Origin of the sequence: Deinococcus alpinitundrae (assembly GCF_009982895.1) — a bacterium.
Classification (GTDB): Bacteria; Deinococcota; Deinococci; order Deinococcales; family Deinococcaceae; genus Deinococcus; species Deinococcus alpinitundrae.
On the sequence record NZ_WXZL01000017.1, the window covers coordinates 23,076 to 49,568 of the forward strand.

The following is a 26,493-nucleotide window of genomic DNA, read 5'->3' on the forward strand; positions in this document are numbered from 1 at the left end:
CCTAGAGGCTGGGTAGAACGCTATTCAAGAAAGGGTCTGTTTTTTGCCAGCATCAGAACACAGGCAGACAGGAAGTGAGGGTCGAAGAGAGGCATTCCGAATCTCGCCCTAGGCGACGGAAGCGCGGTAACCAGGACACGGAGCGCTCCACAACCCAGCGCCGAGGGAGCAGGACGAACCCACGTGAAGCGTCCGGACGCTTCACGGCAATCAGATCGACATTGCTCTTTCTGGCGGCGTTCAGGGTCTCTTGCCCCGTGTCGCCCTGATCGACGAAAGCCACTCCCAACATGCCGCCGGTCAGTTCCTGAGCCTCTCGACACAGGACTTCTCCCTGCACTCAGTCCTGTTCGTTGGCAGGCGAGGTCATCAGGGTGATGAGATGGCCAAGGTGCCAACCATCAGATGGACTTTGGTGCCTTTACGCCGCTTGACCCCGTCGTACCTAGCGCAGTGACCACGCTCGGGGGGTGCTTTGGAGGGTCCGGCTATCCACGATGATCGCGGAGGGTTCCCCTCCACGTTGCTGCTGAATGCGGCTGGACAGTCGCAATTCGTGAACAGCGTTCTCGAAACAGTGGGCGGCAAACCAGCCCTATGCCTGAGATCCTACGATCTCAGGCGGGGAAAGTTGTTCGGCAGGTACGCCCACTATGCTCCCGTTCGACGCATCCACAGCAGCACGTTGAGCACGTCGCGTAGGGGATATCTGCGCTGAGGCGCGTTTTCAGGGCTCAGCGCCAGGTACGGCAGCAGGAACTGGTACGTCTCGTCGTCCACGTCACCCGGGTACCCTTGCTGCGCCATCCCAGCTCCGAAGGAGGCTCCTGCACAGCCTAGATTAACCTCCGGGGTTGTCCCGTGCTCCTGACGCTCCCGTAACCCGCGCCCGAGCCCGCGCAGCGTGCCGATCAGGGCACTGAGCGCCAGATTCACGTCGTCGTCTCGGAGCAGACCAAGCAGTTCCAGGGTGCTGACTCGTTCTTTCTCCCGCACCCGGCGCGCCCCCTCCTGGACGCCGTCACTCACCGCTCCGAGGACTGTCTGCAAAGCGACAGGCTCGACACCACCAAACGCCCGCAGCAGTTCCAGCAAGCTGCGGATGCTGCGCACCGCCCCGGGTTCGTTCAGGGCCGTCAACGCGTGCCCGGTCAGGGCGCTGCCGCCGCGCACGACGTTGGTGAGCCCTTCGGTGAGGCGGTGCTCGCGCAGCACTTCTAACAGTTCCAACGCTTCAAGCAGGGCGTCGACGTGCCGAGCCGTTGCTTCTTCCAGGCGCTCGGCGGCGGTCGGGAGCCTGGGCTCATAGGTCAGCGATTTGACCATGGCACTCCTCTCAATCTATCAAGCTCGGGTCGGCGCAGCGTTGGCAAGCGCTCACCGCTGCTGTGGGATCAGTCGGCACCAGCGTTCTCCATCATCTCATCGGCAATCTGCGGCAAGTCCGGCAGGTCGCCTGGAAAGGTGTAGTCCGCGCGCCGCCACTTGCGCTCGACCTCCACACCGCGCTGGGGGGTCGGGTGACCGTACCGGTGGTTGGTGCGCGGCAGGGGCGTCGTTCCGCCGAGACTCAGCAACTTCCCAGTTGCGCCGACTACCTCAACCTGCTGTTCACCAACGCTTTACGTGCCTGCGCTTCCCTTCCCATCATTGATGGTATTGAGATCATCCTCGGGACCATGGCGATGTACGCCAGAATTCCAGGCCCGTTTCCAGAGAAGTTGCTGCAGGATCTGAAAAAAGCCAGTTACCTCGCCGCTGTAGCGATTGAGCATCATTTGCTCTCTCAGCACATGGTGTCCCAGTCCAAACACGATGCACTGACTGGGTTGGGCAATCGGGTGCTCTTCAGGGAGCAACTTCAGGAAGTCGTTCAAGCGGCGCTGATGACTGAAAGTCCGATGGCCCTCCTGTTTATCGATGTCAATGACTTCAAGAGCGTCAACGACTCGCTGGGTCATCTGGCGGGTGATCAGGTGCTTTCTAGTCTGGCTCAACGCCTTCTGGGGTGGCTGCAAGAGGGTGAACTTCTGGGCGCGAACGACCTGGGCGAGCAGGCACGGGCGCTGTGTGCGTTTCTCCCTGAAGCTGAGCGGGCCGTGATCGACGCCAGAGGTGCTGCCGGGTATGCTGTCCTGCTGGAGGGCTACTGGATGACGGCCCGCGCGGGCGAAGCGTTTACACGGCAAGCCGCGTTAATTGCCTACCGGGATGCGCCTCTGGGCGTCGGCGTGCAGCTCGATCACGTCATGATCCACGCTGGTCACCACGCCGCACTCGCGGTACGTGGTGACGACGCTAAAGATCTTGGTGACGTCACGGCTGGCGGTCTTGCTGGTAAAAAGTATCCACAGTCACTCAATTGAAGATTTGATAACTACCCTTATCAAATCTTGGAATAGCGAAATCCAATCGTTCCATACCCGGCTCCCGCTTCCTCGTAGGCGTACCATCAGGACATGGACATCCTGTTTATCGGTGGCTCCGGCATCATCAGCTCGGCTTGCTCACGTGTGGCTGTGGAAGCTGGACATCAACTCTTTCTGCTCAACCGGGGACAGACGACCTCACGGCCCGTCCCGAATGGCGCGACCCCGCTGCACGGCGACATCCGCGATCCGGCGTCCGCTGCCGCCGCGCTGGGCAGCCGCCGATTTGACGCCGTGGTGAACTGGGTCGCCTTCACGCCGGAACACATCGAAACCGATCTGGCCTTGTTCAGAGACCGAACCGACCAGTACATCTTTATCAGCTCAGCCTCAGCCTACCAGACACCGCCAGAGCGTTTACCGGTTCTCGAATCGACGCCGCTGCGCAATCCCTACTGGCGCTACTCCAGAGACAAGATTGCCTGCGAGGAACGCTTGACGCGGGCCTACCGCGAGGACGGCTTTCCCACCACCATCGTGCGGCCCTCGCACACCTACGACCAGACCCTCTTGCCGATGGACGGCGGCTACACCGTGGTCGACCGGATGCGCCGGGGCCAGCCGGTCATCGTTCACGGCGACGGCACCTCGCTGTGGACCCTGACCCACCATCAGGATTTCGCCGCCGCCTTCACCGGGCTGCTGGGCAATCCACAGGCCGTGGGCGATGTGTTTCACATCACCTCGGACGAGTGGCTGAGCTGGAATCAGATTTTCGAGACGGTGGCGCGCGCGGCGGGCACGCAGGCCGAACTGGTCCATGTGCCGTCCGAGGTGATCGCCGCTTTCGACGCCGACCGGGGCGCGGGACTGCTGGGTGACAAGGCCCACAGCATGGTGTTCGACAACACCAAGATCAAGCGGGCCGTGCCGGGCTTCGAGGCCAAGATTCCCTTCGCACGCGGCGCACAGGAGATCATGGCCTGGTACGACGCCGATCCGGCTCGGCAGGTCGTCGATCAGCAACTCAACCACTTGATGGACACCATCATCGCAGCCCAGCAAGGCGTCCGGCCTTGAGTGCCTGGCCCGTTCAGGAGGGGGTATTCGAGCTGGGCGACGTGCCGGTCGAGCGCGGCGGCGTAATCCGCTCGGCGCGGCTGGCCTGGCAGACCCACGGCACCCTCAACGCCGCCCGCGACAACGTGATCGTCTATCCGTGCAGCTACACCGCCACCCACGAGAGCCAGAGCTGGCTCATCGGCCCGGACGGCGTGCTCGACCCGGAGCAGTGGTTTATTGTCGTCCCCGACATGTTTTCCAATGGGCTGTCGTCGGGCGCAGCCACCACCCCCGATTACCCGGCCCTCGTCACGGTGCGCGACAACGTGCAGTGCCAGGCCCGGCTACTGCGCGAACAGTTCGGCATCACCCAGATCGCCGCCGTTTATGGTTTCTCGATGGGCGCGATGCAGGCCTATCACTGGGCGGCCCTCTTCCCCGAGCAGGTCGAGCGCGCCATCGTGGTCTGCGGCAGCGCCCGCACTGCTTTGCACAATCAGGTCTTTCTCTCGGGCCTGCTCCGGACGCTGGAGGCCGCCCCGGAACACCTCGGCAACGGGCGGTTCTCGGCGGAGCCGGTGGCGGCCCTCCGGGCCTTCGGCCACATCTATGCGGGCTGGGGACTCAGCCAGGACTTCTACCGGGCGCGGCTGTTTGAGAGTGCCCTGGGCGCACCTGACCTGGAAACCTACCTGGAAACCGACTGGGCAGGCAGCTTCGCGCGCTGCCGGGCCGCCAACCTGTATGCCCAGGCCCTCAGCTGGCAGCACGGCGACATCAGCACACCGGACTACGATGGCGACCTGCCGCGTGCCCTGGCCGCCATCAAGGCGCGGGTGCTGCTGCTGCCCAGCGAAACCGATCTGTATTTCCGGGTGGCCGACAACGCTGCCGAGTTGCCTTATTTACATTCAGGCGAACTGCATCCCATCCCCAGCATCTGGGGCCACCGGGCCGGGAGTCCGGCAGGCCTGTCAGACGAGCTGGCTTTCCTGAAGGCAGCAGTGCGGAACTGGCTGGCGAACTGACGCTACTGCCGGCCTGGCTCCGGCAGCGTGTCGCGCCAGCGGTGACGCGGCTCGAAACCGAGCTGCTGGCGGGCCTTGTCGATGCTGAGCAACGTCTGGTGGCCACTCAACGCGTCACCCAGCGGCACACCCGGAAACACCTGGGCCATCAGGTCGCGCGACGGCGTCGGCATCGTCGTATCGGCCGCCGCAATGATGAAGCTCGGTGCGCCCTCCAGTGGAGCGGTGAGGGCCAGACGGCAGGCCAGGGCCACGTCACGCTCGTCGATATAGCCCCACAGGTTCCACTTGCGGGCATGAACGTCCGTCCAGGCCCGCTCAGGCAGCTCGCGGTACTCGGCGGGGCCGAGGATGTTGGACAGCCGCAGCGCCACGAAGGGAATCCCGCTGCGGCGCGCGAAGTCGGCGGCCATCGTCTCGGTCAGAACCTTGCTGAGCGCGTAGGACGACTCGGGACGGGGGTAGTGCGCCTCGTCCACCGGGGCGTAATCGGGCGGCGTGTCGAAGGGCAGACCCAGGGTCGTCTCACTTGAGGCCCAGACCACCCGCGTGTAGTTGTGAATCAGCGCCGCCGTGAACACCGCGTGGTTCATCGAAACGTTCTCGACGAGCGTGCGGTGGGGCGCGAACAGACCGGGGGCCGGGATGTTGGCGAGGTGAATCACCTGCTGCGCTCCGGCCATGACTTCCAAGGTTTGGCCCAAATCGGTCAGGTCGGCGCGCAGGCGGTCCTTCACGTTGCCGGGAAACTCGCCCTCTGGGATGGGCGTCACCTCACGGTCCACGGCGGTGACCGTGTAGCCGTGCGTCAGCAGGTCAATCAGCACGGCGCGGCCTGCCCGCCCGGCAGAACCGGTCAGGACGATGTGGGGCCGGGTCGCCTCAGCCGGAGCACTCACCAGGCGTAGGCTTCGGGAGCCTGGTTGCCGGGGCCGGGCCAGATCTCGTCGAGGGCCTTGAGGGTTTCGTCACTCAATTTGATCTCTATGGCCCGCAGCGCGCCGCTGAGCTGATCCGCGGTGCGCGGACCGATGATCGGGGCGGTGACCACCGGATTGTGCAGCAGCCAGGCCAGCGCCACGTCTGCCGGGTCCTGGTTCAGATCACGGCACAGCGCCTCGTAGCGCTCGAGTTGCGGGCGGTGCTGCTCGATCTGCTTTTGCACCCCCTCGCTGGCGCGGCGGCCCGACTCGGCTTTTTGCAGCACGCCGCCGAGCAGTCCGCCGCCGAGTGGACTCCAGGGAATCAGGCCCAATCCGAAGGCGCGGCAGGCCGGAATGACTTCCAGCTCGATCATGCGGGCGTTGAGGTTATACAGGCTCTGCTCCGACACCAGCCCCATGAAGTGCCGCTGGGCCGCCAGGGTGTTGGCCTGGGCGATGTTCCAGCCCGCGAAGTTGCTGCTGCCCACGTACAGCACCTTGCCCTCGCGCACCAGCTGCTCCATCGCCTGCCAGATTTCTTCCCAGGGCGTCGAGCGGTCGATGTGGTGCATCTGGTAAAGGTCGATGTGGTCGGTTTTGAGGCGGCGCAGGCTGTCCTCGCAGGCTTTGCGGATGTGGTAGGCCGAGAGCTTCTGGTCGTTGGGACCGTCGCTCATCTTGCCGTATACCTTGGTCGCCAGGACGATCTGATCGCGCTTGCCAGGATTCTGCTCCAGCCAGCGGCCCACGATCTGCTCGGTGACACCCTCGCCCGGCTGGCGGCCATACACGTTGGCGGTGTCGAAGAAATTGACCCCGGCGTCGAGTGCCTGCTCCATGATGCGCTGACTCTCCTGCTCGGTGGTCTCGGGACCGAAGTTCATGGTACCCAGGCACAACGGGCTGACCTTCAGGCCGGTGCGGCCCAATTGACGGTACTCCATACAGATTCCTCCCTCTTGACTCGCCGTGAAGCTACACCCGCAGACCGCCGCGCGTCATCCTGGGGATTTCTTCATCTGAAGTTCCTGGGCCTGAAGTTCTGGCTGGGCTACCGGCTGGCGCGCAAAGTCCACACTCACCTGCAACCCGCTCGGCTGGCGGTTGACGAAGCGCAGGGCCGCGCTGTGGGCCAGGGCTGCCCGCCGGGCGATGGCCAGCCCCAGCCCGTTGCCCTCGCCGGCCCGTGCTGGATCGGCCCGGTAAAATGGCTCGGTGAGGCGCTCCAGCGCTTCCGGCGGCACGCCCGGCCCGGAGTCGCGGACCTCCAGGCGCACCAGACCCGGCTCGCCGCCCACGCACACCTGCATATCGGCTCCCTGGCCGTGGCGAAAGCCGTTCTCGATGATGTTCTCGACCAGATGCATCAGCAGCAGTTCGTCGCCCAGCACACGGGTATCGCCCCAGGTCTCGAAATCGAGGCGCACGTCTGGGGTGCGCTCGCGCAGGCGGTCCACGACCTCGCCGGTCAGGTGCGCCAGATTGAGCGGCAGGCGCTGCACCTCGCGCTCGCCCCCGGCCAGCAGCAGCAGGTCCTCGGTAAGGCGGCGCATGCGCTCCACGTCGGAGAGTGCCTCGCGCATGTCCTCGCGCAACTCCTGCGGCGTGCGTGCCCCGACCAGCGCGCCCTGGAGCCGGGTCTTGAGGGCCGCCAGCGGCGAGCGCAGGTCATGGGCCGCCGCCTGGGTGAACTCCGCCTCGCGCTCGCGCAGTTCGGCGAGTTGAGCGAAGGTGGCCTGCAAGGTACTGGCCAGCCGCCCGAGTTCGTCGCTGCGGCCCGCACCGGGCAAGATTGTGCGCAGATCGCCGCCCTGACCCAGCCACGCCGCTGCACTTTCCAGATGCGAGAGTGGACGCAAGAGCCGCCCGGCGAAGACGAACCCCAGCAGGGCGACCAGTAGCGCTGCCGCTGGGGCCGTGATCGCCAGCGCCCGTAGGTAGGCTTTGAGCGGATTGAGCACGCCGAGCAGGTCGCTGGCGAGCTGGGCAGTCGCCACCTGCCCTCCGACGATGATCGGTGCAATCAGAACGTTGTGGCCCGCGATCGGCTGGTAGCCGGGCGGTGTGCGCGGAGGCACCGCCGGAAACTCGCTGCTCTGCACCAGCACCTGGGCACCGCGCAGCACCCGGATGTCCACGTTGCGTGGCAGCGCCGCCAGACTCAGCACGGCGGGCGCGGGACGGCGAAGCTGGGCATCAAGGCTGGCTTCCAGGGCAGGCACCAGCGTTTCCAGGCGCTCATGCTCGGACAATGAGAGAAACGACCGCAGCGCGAGAAACTGGACGGCGGCCACCATCACGACCACCAGCACTGTAACGCAGGCCATACCCAGCGCCAGCCGCAGGCGGATATTCACGGGACCCGGTAGCCCAGGCCGCGCGAACTCAGCAGCATCGCAGCGTCGAGCTTGCGCCGCAGGTAACTCACGTACACGTCCACCACCCGCGCCGCGCCCGCGAAATCCGGTCCCCAGACTTTCGAGAGCAGTTCCTCACGGGTAAACCACCGGCCCCGGGAGAGCACCAGCGTTTCGAGCAGGGCGTACTCGCGGGCGGTCAGGCCCACCACCTGGCCCTGCCACCAGACCTGGCGCTGGCTGGCGTCGAGCAGGCCCGCCCCGTCCCCAAAGACCATCCGGGCGCTGCGGACCGCCTCGCCGCGCCGCACCACCGCCCGGATGGTGGCAAACAGTTCGGGCAGCTCGAACGGTTTGACCAGGTAAGCGTCGCCGCCCAAGTCGAGGCCCTCCACCCGGTCCTCTAGAGCGCTGCGGGCACTCAGAAACACGATGGGCGTCTGCCCACCCGCCTCGCGCAGTCGACGGGCCAGCTCGAAGCCGCCCAGACCCGGCAGCATCACATCGAGCAGCAGCGCGTCGAAGTCGCCCGCGTGCGCCGAGGCCAGACCTGCCACGCCGTCGGTTTCCAGCCGGACCTGATGGCCACCCTCTTCCAGGGCACGCTGGGTGGGCCGGGCGATCCGCAGATCGTCCTCAACCAGCAGTAGCCGCACCGCTCACCCCCCGTTCAAACTTCGCTTCTGGCCTTGACATGGCCTCACCCTAGCGGGCGGGCGTTGGACGCAGGTAAGAAGCAGGGTCAGATCAGTGAAGTCAGACCAGCGGACTCAGGACCGGCCGGGTAAACCCTTCAGGAGCGCAGCGGCTGCGGCGGCAGTGTCTGAGCGCGGCGGCCAGCGCTCAGGGCCACCACGATGAAGGCCGCTTCCAGCAGCAGCGAGACGATCCCGGCGGGTTCGGCCCAGTTGCCGATGTCGTCTTTGGCATTCGGCAACCCGACGCTGCGGGTCAGCACGTAAAAAATAACGGCCCCCGCCGATATCAAGCTGCCCAGCAGATAGCCCCACCGCCAGCGCTCGGTCATCAACCAGGCCCCGGCCGCCGCGCAACCAACCACCAGCAGGATATAGAGCCAGCCGAGGTAGGGCGTTTCACTGAGCTTGTCGGGAATGTCCTTGAAGTGAATGAAGGCGATGCCCGCCAGCAGCAGGAGAGCGGGCCAAAAACGCCAGGGAGAGGTCAGGGGTGCATGCATGGGTGGGCCTCCTGGGACCGGCACGCGAGCGTGGCCGCTGTCCCGCCGGGTATCACAGCGCGGGCGTGTTGGCCGGGGGTTAGAGGGCGGCCCACCTCAAGAAACGCCCAATGTTGTCTGGGACACTGTTTTGATGAGGTCGTATTCAGGCCGCCTTGACGCAGAGCGGTTTCTTACCGTCGTCTAACCGCCGCTTTCTAAGGTCGAACGGTCGCACCAGACCGACCCGGCGCAAGCAGTGGATCTCAAAGCTGCTGGGCTGTTCGGGACTGGACTGCCCGGCATTTCACAGCGCCCTGGAGGCCCACCCATGAAAAAGACCACCCTGATGATTCTCTCCACCTTCCTGATCGGCTCGGCCCTGGCAGGCGGCGCGGGTGCCCAGAGCACCAAGTTGCCGGTCAATCAGTTTTCGACGCTGCCCAAGAGCGGCACCGACGATCTCGCCAAATCGGCACGGGCGCTGCAAAGCACGCTGACCGAGTTACAGGCCCTTCAGCTCCAGACCAAGCAGGCCCACTGGAACGTGTCCGGCACCCTGTTCTACCCAATTCACCTGATGCTTCAGGAGCACTATGAGGGCATCGCCACCTACGCCGATGAAGTGGCCGAGCGCTTGCTGGCGGTGGGGAGTTCGAGCGACGGACGCGCCCCGACCATCGTGCAGACCTCGGGACTGCCTGAAATCCCCGGCGGCTTTATCGATGATGCCCGCGTGCTTACCTTCTTCACCACGCAGTACCAGACGGTGGGGGAGCGCCTGAAAAAGCGCATCGACGACGTCGAGAAAGTGGACCCCACCAGCGCCAACCTGCTTCAGGAAGTCGAGCACGGCATCGAGAAGTACCAGTGGCAGGTGCGCGCCGAGTTCCAGCAGACGCCCACCGATCCCAACACTGGCTTCGACATCAACGGCGGCAAGCCGGTCAGCCTGCCCGGCAAATAAGCCAGGAATTCCGAATGCCGGGCCGGGGTCAGCAGTTGCACCAACTGCCGACCCCGGCCCGGTCGAACGTTGCCGATGGCCCTGCCTTAAACTGGCCTGACATGACCACGCCCTCACTCGCCCAGCGCCGGGAAGCGCTTCGCCGGATGCAGGGCTGGCTGCTGCGGCGGCCCGGCGACTTTGAGGCCGAGCTGCACTGGCTCAGTCACGCCGAGCAGCTGGGCTTGGACAGCCGACTGCACCTGACAGACTGGGAAGCGGCCCTCAAGCGCGACCCGGCCCAGCACGATCACCTGGGCCGCGACGCCGCGCAGCTGCGGGCACTGCACCGGCAGTTGCGCGCGCTGTATCTCAGCCGGGCAGCGGCGATTTTTGAAACTGCCGCGCCCGCGCCCTGGCACGACTGGCTGCGGCTGATCTTGGATGGTTCCCTGGAAGCGCCAAGCACTGGGCGCGCGGCCCAGCTCCGGGCGCTACTCGACGCCTACCGCCGGGGCAAGCGCTAGTTCTCGTGAATCGCCACGTGAACGCCCTGCGCTGTGATCCAGCCCCGGTACATCCCCTCGGTGTTGTAGGGCAGGGCGACGTTGCCGTGCCGGTCCACGGCGCACAATCCCGCGCCGCCGCCCAGGTCGGTCATCTCCTGAATCATCGCCCCGGCGGCCTGCGTTAGTGAAGCGCCCTGGTAGAGCATCCGGGCGTGGATCTCGTGGCCGAGTGAGCGGCGAATAAACAGCTCGCCCTTGCCGGTGCCGGACAGCGCACAGGTGCGGTCGTCGGCCCAGGTACCCGCCCCGATGATCGGCGAGTCGCCCACCCGGCCTGCGGGCTTGGCGGTGTAGCCGCCGGTCGAGGTGGCGGCGGCCAGATGGCCGTGTCTGTCGAGCGCCGCTGCGCCCACCGTGCCGTGCTTGTCGCGCTCTGGGGCGGCGCTGAGGGTGCCCTCGCGCTCACGCTCCAGCATCCGCTCCAGGGCCTCGCGGCGCGACGGGGTGGTGAAAAAGGTGTTGTCGACGACTTCGAGACCGTGCCGGGCAGCCCATTCGTCGGCGGCGTCACCGACTAGCAGCAGCGGGTCAGCCACTTCGGCCAGGGCGCGGGCCGCCCGCACCGGGTGACGGATGCGCCGCGCTCCGGCGACCGCACCGGCCATTCCCGATTGCCCGTCCATCAGCGCCGAGTCGAGTTCATGGTGGCCCGCCCGGTTCAGCGCCGCGCCGTAGCCGGCGTTGAACACCGGGTCATCCTCCATCACCGCCACGGCCTCGGTCACGGCGTCGCTGGCCGGGCCGCCCGCCGTCAGCACGGCGAACCCAGCTTGCAGCGCCCGGTGCAGGGCGTCGCGGGCCGCGCGGTTGAAGTCGGGGGTGAGTTCGTCCTTGGGAATCGCGCCGCAGCCGCCGTGAATGGCCAGCACCGGCTGAACAGTACCTGTTGTCATAGGGAACCTCGTGAGCGCTGAGAACAATCGGCGCACCTGCCTCGCCGAGCGGAGAGGGTTCGTGCGGGGACAACCATGAATGCCCGCCGCAGTATGGACTCCGGCACCGTCCGTATTACAGTGCAGTATGTCGCCTCAAGTTTCTATGAATGCCCACGGCTCCCAGGCTTCCGATTCTCTGACCGGACGGGTGCTGCTCGTCACCGGCGCGGCCAACGGCATCGGGCGGGCAATTGCGCTCACGGCGGCGCAGGCAGGTGCGCGGGTGGTGGTGTCCGATATTCAGCCGGAAGGTGAGCAGACGGCGCAGGCCATCGTCGCGTCGGGCGGCGAGGCGGTGTTCGTGCCGTGCGACGTGGCCAACGCACAGGCGGTTGAACAGCTGGTCGCGGCCGCCGTGCAACACTTCGGCCAGCTCGACGTACTGGTCAACAACGCCGGCATCTCGGGCGGCGCTGGGCTGGCCCACGAGCTCGAGATCGACGCCTGGGACCGGGTGATGGCCGTCAATCTGCGCGGGCCTTTTCTGTGTGCCCGCGCCGCCCTGCCGCACCTGATGGCCGCTGGCGGGTCCATCGTCAACGTGGCCTCGACCTACGGTCTGATCGGCGCACCCCTCTCGGCGGCCTACTGTGCCTCGAAGGGCGGGCTGATCAACCTGACCCGGCAACTCGCCGTCGATTACGGTCCCCGGCAGGTGCGGGTCAACGCGGTCTGTCCGGGCTACATCGACACCGATATGGGCGGCGCGCGTGCCCGGCTCAGCCCCGAAGGCCAGGCAGCGGCCCAGGCCCGGCGCGAGGCCAACGCCGCCCGGCAGCCGCTGGGCCGTCAGGCGCAGGCCGAGGAGGTGGCGCGGGTGGTGGTATTTCTGGCCTCGGGCGCGGCCTCGTTCATGACCGGCTCGGTGGTGACGGTGGACGGAGGCTGCACCGCCACCTTCAATCACGGGGCCTGAACCTCACGGTCCCCGAAGAGTCAAATCGTCAGGTTCCCGGTTCGGCCCACTCCGCTGTGTCCAGCACCTGCCCGACCTCTTCCCCACTTGACAAGGGCCGTAGCCAGCGTGCCTGGATGGGTCGCGGCGCGGACGATCCGGCCAGGCCGTCCCAGCACAGAAAATACCAGTGCGGACTTGGTTCGGTCGGCTCGCGCGTCAGGGTCAGGGCGCGCTGCGTGAGATGCTCGAAGTGCCGGGCCGCGTCGGCGGGGCTGCGGGCGGCGACGACGGCCAACATACCCTGCGGCGCGGGCAGCACCTCGTCCGCGAAGACGTAGGCTCCCATCTGCTCGGCGTCAGGGTGGTCCAGACTGGCATAAAACCCGGTTCTGGGAGCGGGAAAGTCGTGGCCGCACGCCGAGCACAGCCGGAAGGCCGGGCCACCCAGCGCGGCGCTGTTGTACTCGTGAAGCGGGCCGCCGCAGTCCGGGCAGTCGCCAACACGGAACACGCTCAGGGCGGTGGGCCAGTTGCCGAGCGCGGCGCTCAGTTCGGTAGCCTGTTGTGACAGCAGATCGGCAGCCCGCCGGGCGGCGGCCAGGTTGCCCACCTCCAGCACGGCCCGAAGTTGTTCCTCGGTTCGCCGGAGGTCGGCCAGCCAGCGCTGCACGCGCCGCACGGCGGAGGCGTCGAGGGGGGTCACATCGCTTGCAACTGGATTATTCATGACTTCTCCTGGGCGGGTATCTGGTTGAGACAGGACTCAGGGCAGAAAGCAGACGCTGGTGGGCGTCGGGCAGTCGAAAGTGTCTCGCAACTCCAGCTCGCCGCTGGCCGAATCACGCTCCAGCACCGTGATCGACGAGCTGTCCTGATTGGCGACCAGCAGCCAGGCTCCGTCCGGCGAGAAGGCGCAGCTTCTGGGTGTGCGGTCCGGTAGCAGCAGGTGCTGAACGGGTTCCAGCACGCCGCTCTCCGGATTGATGCCGAACACGCTCAGGCTGCTCGGCGTGCTGTCCTGGCCCCGGTTAGAGAGGTAGACGAACCGCCCGCTGACCAGCACCTCCGCCGGGCTTGAGCGCCCCGCCGCGTCTGCGGGCCGGGCCGGGAACACACCCAGCAGGTCCAGGCTGCCGCGCGGCGGGTCGCGGCGGATCGCGGCCACGCTCCCAGACAGTTCGAGTGTGAGAAACGCCAGCGTGCCCGCCGCATCGAAGGCCAAGTGACGCGGGCCGCTGCCGGGCGGCAGGTGAAGAGTGCCGAGCCGGGTGAGGAGCGACCCGGCCGCCAGGTCGTACGTCACCACTTCATCGGTGCCCAGGTCGGCGACGTAGGCGTGACGGGCGTCGGGCGCGGGCGTCACGCTGTGCGGGTGCGGTTCGCCCTGGCGCTGCCGATTGGGGCCGTGGCCGTGGTGCTGGGCGCGGGCCGCGCAGGGTCCCGGCTGGCCGTTCTCCTCCAGCGGGTAAGCCAGCACCGACACGCCGCTTACGTAGTTGACCGCCAGCGCCCAGCGGCCCAGGGCGTCCACCCGCACATGCACCGGCGAGTCGCCCTGGGTGGACTGCTGACCGAGCCGTTCGAGCGTTCCGTCCGGAGCGGCCCGCGCGGCACTGAGCTGACCCTGTTGCACCTCACTGACGGCGTAGAGCACCGGCAAGCTGGGGTGGGCCGCCAGGAACGACGGCTGCGGCAGCTCGGCCAGCAGCTGTGCGGGGCTGAGCTGGCCGGTTTCGGGATCGAGCGACAGGCCGTAGACGCCGCGCCCCTGGGCCTGCGGCGCGTGCGGCAGGGGATGGGTGTAGCTGCCGACGAAAAAGCGTTGGGTCGTCACGCTCCTCTGTGTATCACTTCCCGGTCTCTTTCTCCCGAAGGCACGGAAAGGCGGCGCCCCCGCGAGGAACGCCGCCCGACCCGGGTTGCCGCTCAGGGCAGGCTCACTTGATGTTGCCGTTAATCTCCTTGAGGGCGCTGCTCAGAATCGAGGTGTAGTCCGGCGAGGCCTTCTGCACGCTCTGGGTCACGGCGTTGCCCCAGGGGCCCCACACCGCGCCCATCTGCGGCACGTTGGGCATCGGTGTGCCCGCCGAGATGGCCCGGCTAAAGCCCGATACCACCGGGTCGGCCTTGAGCTTGGTGCGCGCCGCCAGACTCACCGGAATGCGCCCGCCCGCTTGGTTGAACGACACCTGGGCGGTGTTGGTCACCAGCGACTTGGCAAACTGCGCCGCCGCCACCTTGTTCTTGCTGAAGGCATTCAGGATGACGCCCTGCACGCCCACGAAGGGTGACCACTTGTCCGCCGCGCCAGGAGGCGTCGGCAGGTTGGCAATGCCGAAATTGATACCCGCCTTCTTGATGTCGCCGATGTCCCACGGCCCGGTGACGATCATGGCGAGCTTGCCGTCCACGAAAGCACTCTTGGCAACGTCGGCGGTGATGCCTTCCGGCACCAGCTTGTACTTGTAGCGCAGGTCGTTCATGAGCGACACGGCTTTGACGGCCCCGGCGTTGGCAATGCCCACATCGCCCACGTTGAGGGTGCCCGCCGTATTCTTGAAGATGTAGCTGCCGTAAGCCCCGAAGAAGCCGTAATTGGCGTAGGCATTACTCAGGTCGACCAGAAAGCCGAACTTGCCGTTGCCGGTGTTCTTCTGGGCCGTTGCCAGAAAAGCGTCCCAGGTGGTCGGCGGGGTCGGCACCAGGGCCTTGTTGTAGAGCAGCGCCACCGACTCGGCAAACATCGGCAGCCCGAACAGCTTGCCCTTGTAGGTCATGGCGCTCAGCGCCGTCTTGTCGAGGTCAGTTCTGGAGAGCACATACTTATCCATCGGCTCGATGACGCCCGCCGCCGCCAGCTGACCCAGGCGGTCTTGCGGCAGGGTCACGATCACGTCGGGGCCCTGGCCTTTGGGAGCGGCCTGAATCAGCTTGTCGGGAATCTGGTCGAGCGGCACACTGACGATGTTGACGGTGTTACCGCTGGCCTTGGCGTAGGTGTCGGCCTGGGCACGCAGCCAGGAGATCTCACCCGCGCCGGTGAAGTGACTCCAGACGGTGAGGGTGGCGGCGCTGGATTGACCCAGCAGGGCGAGAGACAGCAACATCGCAGCTTTTTTCATGGGAATCTCCTTGAAGAGCAGGGGGGAAGCGAAATGGGAAAACATCAGTTCAGACCGTCAATGGCGGGCGTGGCGCGGGCGCTGTCGTCGAAGAGGGCACGGCGGGACGCGTCGTCGTCGGTCCAGTCGGGGGCCTTGAGCCACCTGCCGCTCTGAGACCAGAAGGCTCCCCAGTAGAAAATGCCGCTGCCACCCGCCGAGCGGACCACCGGCGACAGCGTACGGAGATAAGCGAGCTGACCCTGGGGCGTCTGGGGATACGGCAGGTGGGCGTACTCCTTCTGGTTGGCGCTCCAGTAGAAAGCCGTCTCGGCGAGGTAGACCCTGGCCCAGGGAAAGGCCGAGCGCAGGGCCTTGACGCTGGCGCTGAGGTTGGCAAAGTCGCCGTACCACATCGGGTAGTACGACAGCCCGATCACGTCCACCCAGCCGCCCGCCGCGATGAAGGCCTGGTACCAGGCGACCGTGGCGGCCGCGTCGCCGGTCTTGGCGATATGCACCATGATTGGCGGCATGCGGGCCCGCCCGCCGCTGGCGTCGCGCACGGCGTCGGCCCCGGCGTTACTGAGCTTGACGAAGTTGCCCATGTCGCTGCTGCGCCCCACGTCCCACAGCAGGCCGCCGTTGACCTCGTTGCCGATCTGCACCATGTCCGGGGCGGTGTTCTGGGCGCGCAACTGGGCGATCACGTCCCGGGTATAGGCGTAGACCGAAGCGGCCAGCGTGTTGAGGTCCTGACCCTTCCAGCGCGCGGGCGTCCACTGGTTGCCGGGGTCGGTCCACCAGTGCGAATACTGCAAGTCGAGCAGCACCTTGAGGCCGCGCGCCTTGGCGTCCTTCATCACTGCCTTGACGTAAGGGAGGTCCTGAAACAGCCCGTAGGTGCCGTCGGAGTCGATCATCAGCCGCACCCGCACCCAGCCGTACTGGTGGTCCTTGACGAGTTGCAGGGCAGGTTTGATGGTCCCGTTCAGGTCCCTGAACTTCACCCCAGCGGCCTCGGCAGCCCGGGCCTCCGACACGTCGATGCCCCTGACCCACTCGCTGGGCGCAGTGGTCTGAACCGCCGTGGCCTGATCGCGCAGCGCCGCAGAGGTGGTCGCCGGGGCCGGATCGGTGACCCCCGCCGCGCAGGCACTCAAGCCTGCTGCGAACAGGCCGAGGGTCGCCAGCCGGCTCCTCACGCCTTCACCTCCGAGGCCGCGCGCAGGTGGGCGCTGACCGGGGCCAGCAGTTGCCCCTGCCAGTTCAGCGCCCGCGTGTTCCAGTTCTGAAGCAGCGTTAGGTCGCCGCGCCGTGAGAGCCGCACGCCCTCGGGCAGTCGGACCGGACCGAGCTTGGCCTCACTGAGCCGCTGTTCGAGCAGTTCGGTGATCAGCGTTTCGCTGTGCGCGCCGATCACGGTCACGTTGCCGCGCTGAATCACGGCGGCCTCGCCGTCCAGCGGCCCGCCGTGGTAGCGGTAGAGCGCCTGCGCCGCACCGAGTTCGTAGCTCTCGGCCCAGGCGCGGGCAAAGTGAAAGGCCTGCCCTGGCGCGGCGACCGCCTGGTCCAGACCGGGACGCAGGCCGTCGTAGTTCAGCAACTCGGCCCCGATCAGGGCGCTGAGGTCGCCGAACTGCCCGGTTTCGGGCGTGCCCCCTGCGGCGGTGCGAAAGGCGGTGCGCGGGCCGAACACCATCAGACTGCCTTCGGCGGCGGCTTCCAGGTGCCGGGCGCGCTGCGGCGTCATCAGGGTCAGCGCCGGGGCCACGATCAGGGCGTAGCGGCCCAGATCGCTGTCCGGGTGTAGGATGTCCACGTCGATGCCCAGTGATCTCAGCGCGCGGTAATAGGCGAACGTCTGCGCCCAGTAGTTCAGCGCCTCGGTGTGCGGCTGGGCGTTGTAGAGCCACAAGCTCTCGTAGTCGTGCAGCAGCGCGACTCTGGCCGGAACCTCGCCGAGCGGAAACTGCTCCGGTTTCAGGGCCCCCACCTCGGCGTGGCCCCGGTCCGGCTTGCCGTTGTGGCGCAGCAGGCCCGAGTGCAGCACTTCCTGACCCGTTGTGGCCGCCCGCCATCGAAAGTAACTCACCGCGTCCGCGCCGTGCGCCCAGGCCTGGGCCGTCCAAAGCTGCACCGCGCCTTTTTCGGGCAGCGGGTTGGAAGGTGCCCAGTTGACCTGTCCGCACTGCTGCTCCATGACCCAGAAGCCGGGCGGGGGGGGGGTTGGGGGTGGGTCAGGAGGGGTGGTTTCTCTTTCCCCACCCACCACTGCCTTCCTCAGCATTCCCCGGTAGAGGTCGTGATTGAAGCCGGTCACGTCGGGGTGGCCGGTGCGGGCGAAGGCCAGCGTCAGGGCCGGGTCGGCCAGCTTCCACTCGTGCACGGCCTCCAGGGTGCCGGTGGGGTAGCTGTCCCAGCTGGCGAAATCAAGGGGGCGGCTGACCCGGTAGTGGTCGAAGGCGCTGAAAAAGCCCATGTAGTTATGGGTGACGAACCGGCCCGGCGAGCACTCGCGCAAGATGGCCACCTGCTCGGCCTGAAAGTCGGCGATCTCGTCACTGCAAAAGCGCATGAAGTCGAGGGTGTGCGCCGGGTTGACCTCGGCCACCGCCGCGTTGGGCAGCGGCACCTGGTTCCACTCGGCGTACTCCATGCTCCAGAACACGTTGCCCCAGGCGGCGTTGAGGGCGTCGAGCGTGCCGTAGCGCCCGGCCAGCCAACCCTGAAAGGCCGCCTGCGCCGCCGGGCTGAAACTCTGGGCAGTGTCGCCCCAGCCGAATTCGTTGTCGGTCTGCCAGCCGATCAGGGCCGGGTGCTGGCCGTAGCGCTCGGCCATCGCCCGCGTGATGCGCCGGGAGTGCTCACGGTACACAGTGCTGGAAAAATCGATGTGCCGCCGGGAACCGGGAGTCTTGATCTGGCCGCCGCGTCCGTGCGGCAAAATCTCGGGATGCTGGTCCACCAACCAGGCCGGGGGCGCGGCGGTAGGCGTACACAAGACCAGTTGCAGGCCCGCCGACACGGCGCTCGCAATGGCCGTGTCGAGCCAGGCCCAGTCGTAGGCGTGGGCGCTCGGCTCCATGCGGCTCCAGGCAAATTCAGCCAGCCGCACGAAGCTCAGGCCCAGCGCTTTTTGCTGATGGGCGGAGGCGTCCCAGTGCTGCGGCGACACCTGTTCCGGGTAATCGCAGACGCCAAGGGCGAGAAAAGCAGCTTGAAGGGCAGTGGGCCGGGTCATGAACTCCTTTGCGTGACGAAGCAGACGACGGAAGGCTCCTGTGCGGCCCGTCAGGCCGCGCAGAGAGATCAGATGTGGAGCGCAGTGATGGGCCGAACTCTAAAAAATGTTAAGGCTAACAGTTGTGTGCCAGCTCAGGATCCTGGCGGAGCGCTTTTGAAAGCGAAATGACACCGAGTTCGCTCCCCGGTGAAAATAGACGCCAGGAGGCCAAAAATTGATTTTCGACGCTTGATTGGCCCATGAGGTGGTGCGACCAGGGGCCAGGGTATCCCTCCCACTTCGATCGAGAAAGCAGCAGGATGTTAGGGTTAACACTACCAGGCAGTAGAGTGCAGCAATGGGCAGCGAATCAGCAGACAAACCGGCGACGCTGGCTGACGTGGCGCGGCTGGCGGGCGTCTCGCAGCAGACGGTTTCGCGGGTGGTCAACAACACCGGCCCGGTGGCGACGCGCACCCGCGCCCGTGTCAGCGAGGCGGTGGGACAGCTCAACTATGTGCCGAACCGGCTGGCGCAGGGGCTGGCGCGGCGGCGGAGCCACTCCATCGGCTTTGCGACCAACGACATCGCCCTGCACGCGCCTTCGCAGCTCACCTCCGGCATCGAGCGGGCCGCCCGCGAGGTGGGCTACAGCCTGATCGTGTCGATCGTGCCGGACTACGGCCTGGGTAGTGTGACCCAGACGCTGCGGGTGCTGCGCGAGCGGCAGGTCGACGGCTTGCTGATCAACGCGTCGCTAAGCCGCGCCGACGCCGCCGAGATTCGCAGGCGCTTTGCCGACGTGCCGTGCGTGTTTCTGGATGTGCCGCCCGGCACCCCGGTTCACGCCGCGCTGCTCGATCAGCGCCGGGGCGCGGTGCTGGCTGCCGAGCACCTCACCCGGCTGGGCCACACCCGCATCGCCTGCATTCACGCGCCGCAGGACGCGGTGGCAGAGCACTCCCGCTTGCAGGGCTGGCAGGACGTGCTCAGCAATCAGGGTCTGAGTCTGGTGGGACAGCAGGAAGGCGACTGGAGTCCGGCCAGCGGCTACCGGGCCACCGTCGCTCTGCTGGCCTCGGGCGTGGCCTTCAGCGGCCTGCTTGTCGGCAACGACCAGATGGCGGTGGGCGCGCTGCGGGCACTCTGGGAGCGCGGGCTGCGGGTGCCGGGCGACGTGTCGGTCATTGGCTACGACGACACAGCGGAAAGTGCTCTGCTGATTCCGCCGCTCAGCACCGTGCGCCAGGATTTCCCGACGCTCGGCAGACGGGCCTTTCACCACCTCAAGGCGCTGCTGGACGGTCAGGAGCCGCAGACCATGCCACTGACCCAGCCGGAACTGGTGGTGCGGGCCAGCACTGCCGCGCCGGACGAGCGCCCCGACTGGCGAACTGCCCTGAAGGTTCTGGAAACGCATCTGACGAACCGCTGACGGTGAGCGTCTAGGTATGCTCGAACGTAAATTCCAGAACACCGAACTACTCCGACTGGTCCCACGGATGGTTTTCCCAGTGAATCGGCATGGCCTCTGTAACTCAGGCTCTTGACGAACCACTGGGTCCAGAAAAAAGGTAAGTGAAGTGTCGGCGGTCCGGCGTCTAGACTCTTCAGCCGGAGCTGATGCACGCCCGCCCCCAACACTGCTCTACTTCAGCAGATTACGCGCGATGATGACCCGCTGAATCTCGTTGGTGCCCTCGTAGATCATGTTGAGCTTTACGTCGCGCAGCAACTTCTCCACCGGGTACTCGCCCACATAGCCGTAACCGCCGTGCACCTGAATGGCCTCGTTGGCGGCGTCGAAGGCCATTTCTGAGCAGTAGGCCTTGGCAATGGCAGCCTCAGTGGCGTGCGGCTTGCCGGTATCGACCAGCCAGGCGGCCTTCCAGGTCATCAGGCGGCCCGTCTCGATGCCCATCTGCATCTCGGCCAGCTTGAACTGAATGGCCTGGTAGGTGGTGATCGGTTTGCCGAAGGCCTCGCGCTCCTTGGCATACTTGAGGCTCTCGTCGAGTGCGCGCCGCGCCACACCCACCGACCCCGCCGCCACCGGCACACGGGTCTTGTCGAGCGTCTTCATGGCGATCTTGAAGCCGTCACCGAGGCCGCCGAGCTGGTTTTCCTTGGGCACCCGCACGTTCTCGAACACCAGTTCGCTGGTCAGGCTGGCACGCTGGCCCATCTTGTGCTTGATCTTGTTGGACGAGAACCCCGGCGCACCCTTGGGCACCACCAGGGCGACGGTAGCGCGGTGCCCCCCGGCCTTGTCGGTGGTCGCGAACACCACGGTGACCTCGGCGATCCCGCCGTTGGAGATCCACATCTTGGTGCCGTTGATAACCCACTCGTCGCCGTCGAGCACGGCAGTGGTGCTCATGGCAGCAGCGTCGGAGCCGTTGTTGGGTTCAGATAAGGCGAAGGCCGCCAGGCTGGGCTTCTCGGTCAGCGGCGTCAGGAAGCGTTTTTGCTGCTCCTCGGTGCCGCCCACCACGATCGGCGTGATACCCAGCTCGGAGGCCATCAGCACGGTGTAGATGCCCATGCAGCCGTAAGCGATCTCCTCACCGATGATGGATTCGTCGAGCATGCCCAGGCCCAGACCGCCCGCGTGTTCGGGAATGCTGAGGTTGAGCAGCCCGACCTCGTGGGCCTTTTCCACGACCTGCCAGGGCAATTCCTCTTTCTGGTCGTACTCGGAGGCAATCGGCGTGATCTCGCGGCGGGTGAAATCGCGGGCGAGTTGCTGGAGCTGCTTTTGCTCGTCGGTCAGGGAAAAGTCGATCATGGATGGGCGCTCCTTGGGTGGGCGAAGAGTGAACGGGTCCAGGGTTGAGTTTAGACTGAGTTCAAGCTTAGCAAAGGCGAAGCCGCCGCGCACTCAGGAGCCGCGCAGGCGCAGCGCGAACGAGGCCACCAGTTGGGCCGCCACGACCGCGCCGAAGACTGCTGCCGTGCGGGTGTGGCCCTGGCCCAGCAAGGCCAGCATCGCCGCCCCGTAAAACAGCAGCTCGAAACCCAGCCGGGCCGGGTCGCTCAGGCGGGTCGCTGAACGGGGAGCGGCCCAGATGCCCCAGGCTGTGGCCGCCAGCAGGAGAGCCGTTGCCGCCGCCAACCCGCGCAGCCACAGCGCCGTGTCCAGCCGCCAGCCCCAACGGGCCAGAAAGAACAGGGCGGCCAGCTCACAGCCGAAGCTGACGGCCTGCACCGCGAAGATCGTAGGCTTGAAGTTCACCGGGCCAGCTTCGGCGAATGGCGCTGGGCTGCCTGCACCACCTTCCACATCGCCCCTGTGGGCTGCTCCAGCACCCTGCCGTGACCCACGGCCAGCCGTGAGGGCTTCAGCTCAGCCAGGCGGGCGGCGGCCTCGGCGGCGAGGCGGGCGTCCCAGGTCGCCAGCGCTGGAAACGGAAACAGAGGCCGCAACTGTCCGGCCACCGCCAGCCCGCCCGCCACCTGAAAGGCGTCTCCGGCGATCAGGCTGCCGTCGCGCTCATCGTAGAACGCCAGATGGCCGGGCGTATGACCGGGAGCGGCCACGACCCGCATTGGGCCGACCCTGTCTCCGTCGTGCAAAAGTCGGTCCGGTCGGGTCTGGGTGGCCGTCAGCCCGCCTCTGAGCTTGGCCGGTCCCTCGCCCGCGTCCACGCTGAAATCGCCAGCCAGAATGCGGGCGTCGCGGGCGCTGATGCTCACCTCCGCGCCGGGCAAGGCGGCGTGCAGCGCGTCCAGACTGCCCACGTGATCGCTGTGGGCATGGGTCAGCACGATGCGGGTGATCGGCAGACCGATTTGCTGCGCCGCTTTGAGAATGGCCGGGGCACTGCCGGGCAGGTTGGCGTCGATCAGGGTCAGTCCATGCGGCTCGCGCATGAAATAGCTGTTGAATGCGCCGAAGCGGGCCAGTTGGAAAAGCTGTGAACCGTGCTGGGTGAGAGACATACTGGACTCCTTTACACGAACGTGAACGTCGTTCGTCTTTATTGCGAACAGCGTACACCTTCATTTGCCCGGCGTCAAGACATACACTGTTCACCATGCCCTATCCGTCCAAACTCACGCCCGACTCGATTCTTCAGGCCGCCCAGACGCTCCTTGACGCTGGCGGCCCGGCATCACTCAACATGCGCCCGCTGGCCGCCGCACTGGGAGTGCAGGCCAGCAGCCTGTATCGCCACTTCTCGGACCGGGAAACGCTGCTCAGGGCGCTGGAAGACGTGGCCGCCAGCGAATTTGACCAGGTTCTTCGGGCAGCCAGCAGCGGGAAAGCGCCGCGAGAAGCGCTGTGGGCAGCGGCTGAGGCGTACCTGGACCAGGCCCGGCGCTTCCCGCACCGCTACGGCCTGCTGCTCTCACCGCGTCCACCGGCAGCCGCGCAGCCCAGCCCCAGCAAAAACCTCTGGAACATCGTGCTGCACCTGGTCAGTGCGCTGAGCGGACAGCCGGACGACACCACCCGCACGGTGGCGCTGTGGGCTTATCTGCACGGCTACGCGGTGCTGGACCGCAGCGGCCTGTTCGGCCTCAGCGGGCCGAGAGGCGGCTTCGATCTGGGGCTGACGGCTTTGCTGGACGAGATGGAGCGCGCATGACCTCTCCCCTGTCGGACGATGCCCGCAGCCTGCTGATCGAGGAGGGTGACCGGCTCTCGCGGCGACTGGCGCAGCAGCTTCACGCGCCGCTGGAGTGCCAGGACCGCATCACGCTGTACGGGCGCTCGCTGGCGCTCAATCTGGTGCAGGCGCTCCTCCCCACCATCGAACAGATCACCTGGCGGATGGAGAAGCCGCTCTCGGCCCACGTCATCAGCGACCTGCGGGGCCGGGCCGTCGTCCAGACTGTGACCTTTGACGGCGAGCGCCACCGGGACCTGCCCACCGACGATCTGATCGAGGCGGCGCTGTTCGAGCGCGGGCGGCTGCACCCCAAGATCCGGGAAGAACTGCTCGGCGCGCTGCACGGCTCCGAGCACGCCGCGACGCGGGCGCTGGTGGCCTGTCTCAGGAGCAGGCCGGTGCTGGACGCCACCCAGCGGTATCTGCAAGGCCTACTGCGAACCTGAAACCCGGCGTCGCTCAGTGTGAGCCCAGCGCCCGCCAGGCGGCGAACGTCACCGGAAAGAGCGGCTGGGCCAGCTCACCCATTGCCCGCGCAAACAACCGGGTCTCGTACTGGGCGCCCTCGTGGTCACGGAGTTCGAGAAGGTGAAGCAAGCTGCGGACGTTGAAGGTGTAGTAGCTCTCGGTATAGAGGCTGAGCGGCAAGACGCCGCGCGCCTGCTCACGGGTCACGCCGAGATCAAGCAGGTGATGGTACGCCTTGAAGGCCGTCTCGGAGGCGTGCGCCCAGACTTCACGGGCGGCGTGCTGGTCGAGGGTTCCATCGTCCTCCACGCTGGCCTGACGGTTGCTGGGCGCTTGCTTGCGAAACTGGGTGGGCGCGTAGTCGCGTTCCTGCATCTCGACATAGCGGCCCGAGATTTCGTTCTTGCTGACCCCAACCCGGTGACGAACAAATTGGCGGTCCACGAAAATCGGGCAAACGACCTTGAAGGTGATCAGGTTGTGTTCGAAGGGACTGCCGTGTTTGTTCTTGAGCAGGTAGGCAATCAATTTTTCGTCGCGGCCCGTCAGCGGCGCGTCCGAGTCGCCGCCGAAGCTGACCCTGGCCGCGTTGACGATCATCTTGTCGTCGCCCACATGCTGCACCAGCATCACCGCGCCGACACCGTCGGAGAGTGGGTAGAGCGTGGGCGAGGTCAGGTCGGCGACGGGAGTGGGGGCAGTGTCATTCACGGCCACAGCTTAAACCAGACCTGAACTCAGCGGCGTACCCGAACCGGCACCGGCACCAGGCGGGGCTGGGGCCGCTGTCCGGCACGTCGGGAGAGTGTCAGGCCGAGAGCGGCGGCAGCGACAGTCAGGGCAATCAGCATGACTCAGTCTGCGCGGCCCCAGCTTACAGGAGCGTTACAAATCTGACGGTTGATCGGGCGTGTCGAGCTTCATCAAAGTCAACAAGTCCACTGTAGTCAGAACGCTGAACCCGGCCTTGACGTAGGCCCGCCGCGCTCGGCCGTTGGCTGTATCCGGGTCGATCAGAAACCGGTTCACCGGGACCTCGGCGCGGGTCAGCGCCATGAAGGCCCGAATCACCTGTGAACCGTGACCGCAGCCGGTTAGGTCGGGTTCACCGATCAGCAGGTCAAGGCCGTACGTTTCGCCCAGCGCCCAGCACGCGAATTCGTGCTGCGCGCCCACCCGCTCACGTTGAATGAACCCGGCGGCCTGGTCATCCATGAAGAAGACGAAGCCGGGAACATCCCGTGCCGCGCCGAAGTAGTGGGCTTCCACCGCCGCCCCGTCGCGCTCACCGTCGTCCCAGAAAGCGCGGACATGCGGCTGCTGTAGCCACCCAGTGAGCAGCGGGAGGTGGGCGCATGTCAGCGGCTCAAAACGAATCGGCATTCAGGAACTCCGGCTCCAGGCCGCCCGCCGCCACGATCACCTGAAACTCTTCTTGTGAAACCGGCATCACCGACAGGCGGTTGCCCCTTTGCAGCAAGCGCAGATTGCCGAGTTCCGGCAGCGTTCTGAGTTCGGCCAGTGTCAGGAAGCGCGGCAGGGCTGCCACCGCCGCCACGTCCACCATGCTCCAGCGCGGCGCTTCCGGCGGACTCGCCGCGTCGTGGTAAAGGCTGGCCGGATCGAATTGCAGATTGTCGGGGTAGGCGGCCCGCACCACCCGCGCTACGCCCGCGATTCCCGCCGGACTGGTCGCAGAGTGGTAGAAAAGGCAGAGATCACCCACCTGCATCTGGCGCAGGAAATTGCGGGCCTGGTAATTTCGGACGCCGTTCCAGGGTTCGCGCCCCACCCGCACCAGATCGGCGAAACCGAAGGTCTCCGGTTCGCTTTTGAGCAGCCAGAAGTTCACGGCAGGCCGTTTGAAGTGCCGACTTTCTTCACCATCCCTTGATTCTAGGCTCAGTCAGGCAACTCGCGGGCGGCCCACTTCGTACAGTGAGATCAGGAGGCTCCACCATGTCTATTCTCGACCGACTGTCCCGTTTGCTCCGTGCCAACGTCAACGATCTGATCTCCAAAGCGGAAGATCCCAGCAAGATCATCGAGCAGACCCTGCGCGATATGCGCGACGCCTACAACCAGGCCCGCGTGGAGGTGGCCGGGTCGATGGCCCAGCAAGCCAAGCTGGAGCGCGAAGCCACCACCAACCGCAAACTCTCCGAGGAATACGGCATGAAGGCCGAGGAAGCCATGCGCGGCGGCAACGAGGACCTGGCCAGAGAAGCGCTGCGCCGCAAGCAAAACCACGCCGACGTGGCGGCGGGCTTCGACGACCAGCTCAAGCTCAGCACCTCGCAGGTCGACCAGCTCAAGACCCAGCTGCGCGCGCTGGAAGCCAAGATCGACGAGATGGAGAGTAAGCAGCAGTTGCTGGTGGCCCGCCACCAGACCGCCAAGGCCAGCGAGACGCTCGAAAAGGTGTCGGGCTTCGACAAGTCCGGCAGCGCCATGAGCGCCTTCGAGGACATGGAGCGCAAGGTCACCGCCCAGGAAGATAAGGCCAACGCCATGCACCAGCTACGCGAGGAAGGCGACATCGACGCCCAGCTCGCCAACATGGGGCGCGGCAAGGCGCTCGATGATGAGTTCGAGGCCCTCAAGCGCAAGGTGCAGGGCGGCGCGGAGGGCGGACAGTAAAATGTGATGGGCTGACCCGCCTCAGCAGATGAACGTCTGAACACCCCGAGTCCACCGGGGCCAGCGCACTTGACCGCGCTGGCCCTCTCCTTTTATGAAGGCGGCTTTATCTACTTTTCTGGGGCTGCCGCCAGGCCCTGAATCCCACTTAAGGGAGCGTTCATCAAACCTTCTACAG

The 26,493-nt window shown here is 66.2% G+C and carries 28 protein-coding genes and 2 pseudogenes; 10 read left to right on the forward strand and 20 right to left on the reverse strand.

The window, feature by feature from the left end; genetic code table 11:
- Positions 1–20: 20 nt before the first annotated feature.
- From GUI70_RS15140 to GUI70_RS24030, 3 genes and pseudogenes are all read right to left on the reverse strand, one after another.
- A pseudogene (locus tag GUI70_RS15140) lies at positions 21–807 on the reverse strand (IS5 family transposase).
- 90 nt (positions 808–897) lie between these two features.
- Positions 898–1,326, reverse strand: a pseudogene (locus GUI70_RS25030) (DUF1641 domain-containing protein); the annotation flags it as partial.
- 68 nt (positions 1,327–1,394) lie between these two features.
- Positions 1,395–1,577 (reverse strand): hypothetical protein, encoded by a 183-nt coding sequence (locus tag GUI70_RS24030; RefSeq protein WP_202630499.1) that lies wholly within the window; start codon positions 1,575–1,577, stop codon positions 1,395–1,397.
- A 102-nt stretch (positions 1,578–1,679) separates the two neighbouring features.
- On the opposite strand from GUI70_RS24030, the gene GUI70_RS15150 reads away from it, so the two are divergent.
- The 3 genes from GUI70_RS15150 (at position 1,680) to GUI70_RS15160 (ending at position 4,459) form a co-directional block, all read left to right on the forward strand.
- Positions 1,680–2,366 (forward strand): GGDEF domain-containing protein, encoded by a 687-nt coding sequence (locus tag GUI70_RS15150; protein WP_161883161.1) that lies wholly within the window; start codon positions 1,680–1,682, stop codon positions 2,364–2,366.
- A 93-nt stretch (positions 2,367–2,459) separates the two neighbouring features.
- Positions 2,460–3,449, forward strand: a complete 990-nt coding sequence (locus GUI70_RS15155) for an SDR family oxidoreductase (RefSeq protein ID WP_161883162.1) — start codon at positions 2,460–2,462, stop codon at positions 3,447–3,449.
- Positions 3,446–4,459: an alpha/beta fold hydrolase gene (locus GUI70_RS15160; protein ID WP_161883163.1), complete on the forward strand. Its 1,014-nt coding sequence runs from the start codon at positions 3,446–3,448 to the stop codon at positions 4,457–4,459. Before GUI70_RS15155 ends, GUI70_RS15160 begins: the two co-directional genes overlap by 4 nt.
- Positions 4,460–4,461: 2 nt before the next feature.
- On the opposite strand, the gene GUI70_RS15165 is transcribed toward GUI70_RS15160, so the two are convergent.
- From GUI70_RS15165 to GUI70_RS15185, 5 genes are all read right to left on the reverse strand, one after another.
- Positions 4,462–5,358 carry an NAD-dependent epimerase/dehydratase family protein gene (locus tag GUI70_RS15165; protein WP_237724958.1) on the reverse strand — a complete coding sequence of 299 codons (897 nt, stop codon included), beginning with the start codon at positions 5,356–5,358 and terminating at the stop codon, positions 4,462–4,464.
- Entirely contained in the window at positions 5,355–6,326 is a 972-nt protein-coding gene (locus GUI70_RS15170; RefSeq protein ID WP_161883164.1) for an aldo/keto reductase, read from the reverse strand. The genes GUI70_RS15165 and GUI70_RS15170 overlap by 4 nt, the downstream gene beginning before the upstream one ends.
- Before the next feature lie 54 nt (positions 6,327–6,380).
- A complete protein-coding gene (locus GUI70_RS15175) occupies positions 6,381–7,739 on the reverse strand; it encodes a sensor histidine kinase (protein ID WP_161883165.1) in 1,359 nt (452 codons plus the stop codon).
- Positions 7,736–8,395 carry a response regulator transcription factor gene (locus GUI70_RS15180; RefSeq protein ID WP_161883166.1) on the reverse strand — a complete coding sequence of 220 codons (660 nt, stop codon included), beginning with the start codon at positions 8,393–8,395 and terminating at the stop codon, positions 7,736–7,738. The genes GUI70_RS15175 and GUI70_RS15180 overlap by 4 nt, the downstream gene beginning before the upstream one ends.
- A gap of 137 nt (positions 8,396–8,532) precedes the next feature.
- Positions 8,533–8,937, reverse strand: a complete 405-nt coding sequence (locus GUI70_RS15185; RefSeq protein ID WP_161883167.1) for a hypothetical protein — start codon at positions 8,935–8,937, stop codon at positions 8,533–8,535.
- A gap of 310 nt (positions 8,938–9,247) precedes the next feature.
- Between GUI70_RS15185 and GUI70_RS15190 the strand changes: the two genes are divergently transcribed.
- Together GUI70_RS15190 and GUI70_RS15195 are read left to right on the forward strand one after the other, a co-directional pair.
- A complete protein-coding gene (locus GUI70_RS15190) occupies positions 9,248–9,883 on the forward strand; it encodes a Dps family protein (RefSeq protein ID WP_161883168.1) in 636 nt (211 codons plus the stop codon).
- 101 nt (positions 9,884–9,984) lie between these two features.
- The gene (locus tag GUI70_RS15195) at positions 9,985–10,389 is read left to right on the forward strand and encodes a hypothetical protein (RefSeq protein ID WP_161883169.1); all 405 of its coding nucleotides are present in this window, start codon (positions 9,985–9,987) and stop codon (positions 10,387–10,389) included.
- Here the strand turns inward: GUI70_RS15195 and GUI70_RS15200 are convergent.
- Positions 10,386–11,324 (reverse strand): isoaspartyl peptidase/L-asparaginase family protein, encoded by a 939-nt coding sequence (locus tag GUI70_RS15200; protein WP_161883170.1) that lies wholly within the window; start codon positions 11,322–11,324, stop codon positions 10,386–10,388. The two genes, GUI70_RS15195 and GUI70_RS15200, sit on opposite strands and share 4 nt — an antisense overlap.
- Before the next feature lie 127 nt (positions 11,325–11,451).
- Between GUI70_RS15200 and GUI70_RS15205 the strand changes: the two genes are divergently transcribed.
- A complete protein-coding gene (locus GUI70_RS15205) occupies positions 11,452–12,282 on the forward strand; it encodes an SDR family NAD(P)-dependent oxidoreductase (RefSeq protein WP_237724959.1) in 831 nt (276 codons plus the stop codon).
- Positions 12,283–12,310: 28 nt separating this feature from the next.
- Here GUI70_RS15205 and GUI70_RS15210 read toward each other — a convergent pair whose 3' ends face one another.
- The 5 genes from GUI70_RS15210 to GUI70_RS15230 form a co-directional block, all read right to left on the reverse strand.
- Positions 12,311–12,991 (reverse strand): hypothetical protein, encoded by a 681-nt coding sequence (locus GUI70_RS15210; RefSeq protein ID WP_161883171.1) that lies wholly within the window; start codon positions 12,989–12,991, stop codon positions 12,311–12,313.
- Positions 12,992–13,027: 36 nt separating this feature from the next.
- The gene (locus tag GUI70_RS15215) at positions 13,028–14,098 is read right to left on the reverse strand and encodes a lactonase family protein (RefSeq protein ID WP_161883172.1); all 1,071 of its coding nucleotides are present in this window, start codon (positions 14,096–14,098) and stop codon (positions 13,028–13,030) included.
- A 103-nt stretch (positions 14,099–14,201) separates the two neighbouring features.
- Positions 14,202–15,386, reverse strand: a complete 1,185-nt coding sequence (locus GUI70_RS15220; RefSeq protein ID WP_161883173.1) for a sugar ABC transporter substrate-binding protein — start codon at positions 15,384–15,386, stop codon at positions 14,202–14,204.
- 44 nt (positions 15,387–15,430) lie between these two features.
- The gene (locus tag GUI70_RS15225; RefSeq protein ID WP_237724960.1) at positions 15,431–16,570 is read right to left on the reverse strand and encodes a glycosyl hydrolase 53 family protein; all 1,140 of its coding nucleotides are present in this window, start codon (positions 16,568–16,570) and stop codon (positions 15,431–15,433) included.
- Entirely contained in the window at positions 16,567–18,609 is a 2,043-nt protein-coding gene (locus GUI70_RS15230) for a beta-galactosidase (RefSeq protein WP_161883174.1), read from the reverse strand. Before GUI70_RS15230 ends, GUI70_RS15225 begins: the two co-directional genes overlap by 4 nt.
- A 340-nt stretch (positions 18,610–18,949) precedes the next feature.
- On the opposite strand from GUI70_RS15230, the gene GUI70_RS15235 reads away from it, so the two are divergent.
- Positions 18,950–20,026 (forward strand): LacI family DNA-binding transcriptional regulator, encoded by a 1,077-nt coding sequence (locus GUI70_RS15235; RefSeq protein WP_161883175.1) that lies wholly within the window; start codon positions 18,950–18,952, stop codon positions 20,024–20,026.
- A gap of 213 nt (positions 20,027–20,239) precedes the next feature.
- On the opposite strand, the gene GUI70_RS15240 is transcribed toward GUI70_RS15235, so the two are convergent.
- The 3 genes from GUI70_RS15240 to GUI70_RS15250 form a co-directional block, all read right to left on the reverse strand.
- On the reverse strand, positions 20,240–21,379 hold the full coding sequence (locus GUI70_RS15240; protein ID WP_161883176.1) for an acyl-CoA dehydrogenase family protein: 1,140 nt from the start codon (positions 21,377–21,379) through the stop codon (positions 20,240–20,242).
- A 93-nt stretch (positions 21,380–21,472) separates the two neighbouring features.
- The gene (locus GUI70_RS15245; RefSeq protein ID WP_161883177.1) at positions 21,473–21,826 is read right to left on the reverse strand and encodes a YrdB family protein; all 354 of its coding nucleotides are present in this window, start codon (positions 21,824–21,826) and stop codon (positions 21,473–21,475) included.
- On the reverse strand, positions 21,823–22,533 hold the full coding sequence (locus GUI70_RS15250) for an MBL fold metallo-hydrolase (protein WP_161883178.1): 711 nt from the start codon (positions 22,531–22,533) through the stop codon (positions 21,823–21,825). The genes GUI70_RS15245 and GUI70_RS15250 overlap by 4 nt, the downstream gene beginning before the upstream one ends.
- Positions 22,534–22,628: 95 nt before the next feature.
- Here GUI70_RS15250 and GUI70_RS15255 point away from each other — a divergent pair, with 95 nt between their 5' ends.
- On the forward strand, positions 22,629–23,183 hold the full coding sequence (locus tag GUI70_RS15255) for a TetR/AcrR family transcriptional regulator (protein ID WP_161883179.1): 555 nt from the start codon (positions 22,629–22,631) through the stop codon (positions 23,181–23,183).
- The gene (locus GUI70_RS15260; protein WP_161883180.1) at positions 23,180–23,653 is read left to right on the forward strand and encodes a hypothetical protein; all 474 of its coding nucleotides are present in this window, start codon (positions 23,180–23,182) and stop codon (positions 23,651–23,653) included. Before GUI70_RS15255 ends, GUI70_RS15260 begins: the two co-directional genes overlap by 4 nt.
- A gap of 13 nt (positions 23,654–23,666) precedes the next feature.
- Here GUI70_RS15260 and thyX read toward each other — a convergent pair whose 3' ends face one another.
- The 3 genes from thyX to GUI70_RS15275 form a co-directional block, all read right to left on the reverse strand.
- Positions 23,667–24,386, reverse strand: a complete 720-nt coding sequence (gene thyX / locus GUI70_RS15265) for an FAD-dependent thymidylate synthase (protein ID WP_237724961.1) — start codon at positions 24,384–24,386, stop codon at positions 23,667–23,669.
- A 174-nt stretch (positions 24,387–24,560) separates the two neighbouring features.
- Positions 24,561–25,058 carry a GNAT family N-acetyltransferase gene (locus GUI70_RS15270; RefSeq protein WP_161883181.1) on the reverse strand — a complete coding sequence of 166 codons (498 nt, stop codon included), beginning with the start codon at positions 25,056–25,058 and terminating at the stop codon, positions 24,561–24,563.
- Positions 25,042–25,527 carry an EVE domain-containing protein gene (locus GUI70_RS15275; protein WP_161883182.1) on the reverse strand — a complete coding sequence of 162 codons (486 nt, stop codon included), beginning with the start codon at positions 25,525–25,527 and terminating at the stop codon, positions 25,042–25,044. Before GUI70_RS15275 ends, GUI70_RS15270 begins: the two co-directional genes overlap by 17 nt.
- Positions 25,528–25,634: 107 nt before the next feature.
- Between GUI70_RS15275 and GUI70_RS15280 the strand changes: the two genes are divergently transcribed.
- Positions 25,635–26,315, forward strand: a complete 681-nt coding sequence (locus GUI70_RS15280) for a PspA/IM30 family protein (RefSeq protein WP_161883183.1) — start codon at positions 25,635–25,637, stop codon at positions 26,313–26,315.
- The last annotated feature ends 178 nt before the right edge of the window (positions 26,316–26,493 follow it).

What these genes read in the sequence shown, in the direction of transcription:
- GUI70_RS15205 (WP_237724959.1), top strand. Translation starts at nt 11,452, where the DNA reads ATGTCGCCTCAAGTTTCTATGAATGCCCACGGCTCCCAGGCTTCCGAT.
- GUI70_RS15155 (WP_161883162.1), top strand. Translation starts at nt 2,460, where the DNA reads ATGGACATCCTGTTTATCGGTGGCTCCGGCATCATCAGCTCGGCTTGC.
- GUI70_RS15210 (WP_161883171.1), bottom strand. Translation starts at nt 12,991, where the DNA reads ATGAATAATCCAGTTGCAAGCGATGTGACCCCCCTCGACGCCTCCGCC.
- GUI70_RS15190 (WP_161883168.1), top strand. Translation starts at nt 9,248, where the DNA reads ATGAAAAAGACCACCCTGATGATTCTCTCCACCTTCCTGATCGGCTCG.
- GUI70_RS15260 (WP_161883180.1), top strand. Translation starts at nt 23,180, where the DNA reads ATGACCTCTCCCCTGTCGGACGATGCCCGCAGCCTGCTGATCGAGGAG.
- GUI70_RS15255 (WP_161883179.1), top strand. Translation starts at nt 22,629, where the DNA reads ATGCCCTATCCGTCCAAACTCACGCCCGACTCGATTCTTCAGGCCGCC.
- GUI70_RS15220 (WP_161883173.1), bottom strand. Translation starts at nt 15,386, where the DNA reads ATGAAAAAAGCTGCGATGTTGCTGTCTCTCGCCCTGCTGGGTCAATCC.
- GUI70_RS15195 (WP_161883169.1), top strand. Translation starts at nt 9,985, where the DNA reads ATGACCACGCCCTCACTCGCCCAGCGCCGGGAAGCGCTTCGCCGGATG.
- GUI70_RS15170 (WP_161883164.1), bottom strand. Translation starts at nt 6,326, where the DNA reads ATGGAGTACCGTCAATTGGGCCGCACCGGCCTGAAGGTCAGCCCGTTG.
- GUI70_RS15240 (WP_161883176.1), bottom strand. Translation starts at nt 21,379, where the DNA reads ATGATCGACTTTTCCCTGACCGACGAGCAAAAGCAGCTCCAGCAACTC.
- GUI70_RS15280 (WP_161883183.1), top strand. Translation starts at nt 25,635, where the DNA reads ATGTCTATTCTCGACCGACTGTCCCGTTTGCTCCGTGCCAACGTCAAC.
- GUI70_RS15185 (WP_161883167.1), bottom strand. Translation starts at nt 8,937, where the DNA reads ATGCATGCACCCCTGACCTCTCCCTGGCGTTTTTGGCCCGCTCTCCTG.
- GUI70_RS15270 (WP_161883181.1), bottom strand. Translation starts at nt 25,058, where the DNA reads ATGCCGATTCGTTTTGAGCCGCTGACATGCGCCCACCTCCCGCTGCTC.
- GUI70_RS15230 (WP_161883174.1), bottom strand. Translation starts at nt 18,609, where the DNA reads ATGACCCGGCCCACTGCCCTTCAAGCTGCTTTTCTCGCCCTTGGCGTC.
- GUI70_RS15200 (WP_161883170.1), bottom strand. Translation starts at nt 11,324, where the DNA reads ATGACAACAGGTACTGTTCAGCCGGTGCTGGCCATTCACGGCGGCTGC.
- GUI70_RS15150 (WP_161883161.1), top strand. Translation starts at nt 1,680, where the DNA reads ATGGCGATGTACGCCAGAATTCCAGGCCCGTTTCCAGAGAAGTTGCTG.
- GUI70_RS15250 (WP_161883178.1), bottom strand. Translation starts at nt 22,533, where the DNA reads ATGTCTCTCACCCAGCACGGTTCACAGCTTTTCCAACTGGCCCGCTTC.
- GUI70_RS15235 (WP_161883175.1), top strand. Translation starts at nt 18,950, where the DNA reads ATGGGCAGCGAATCAGCAGACAAACCGGCGACGCTGGCTGACGTGGCG.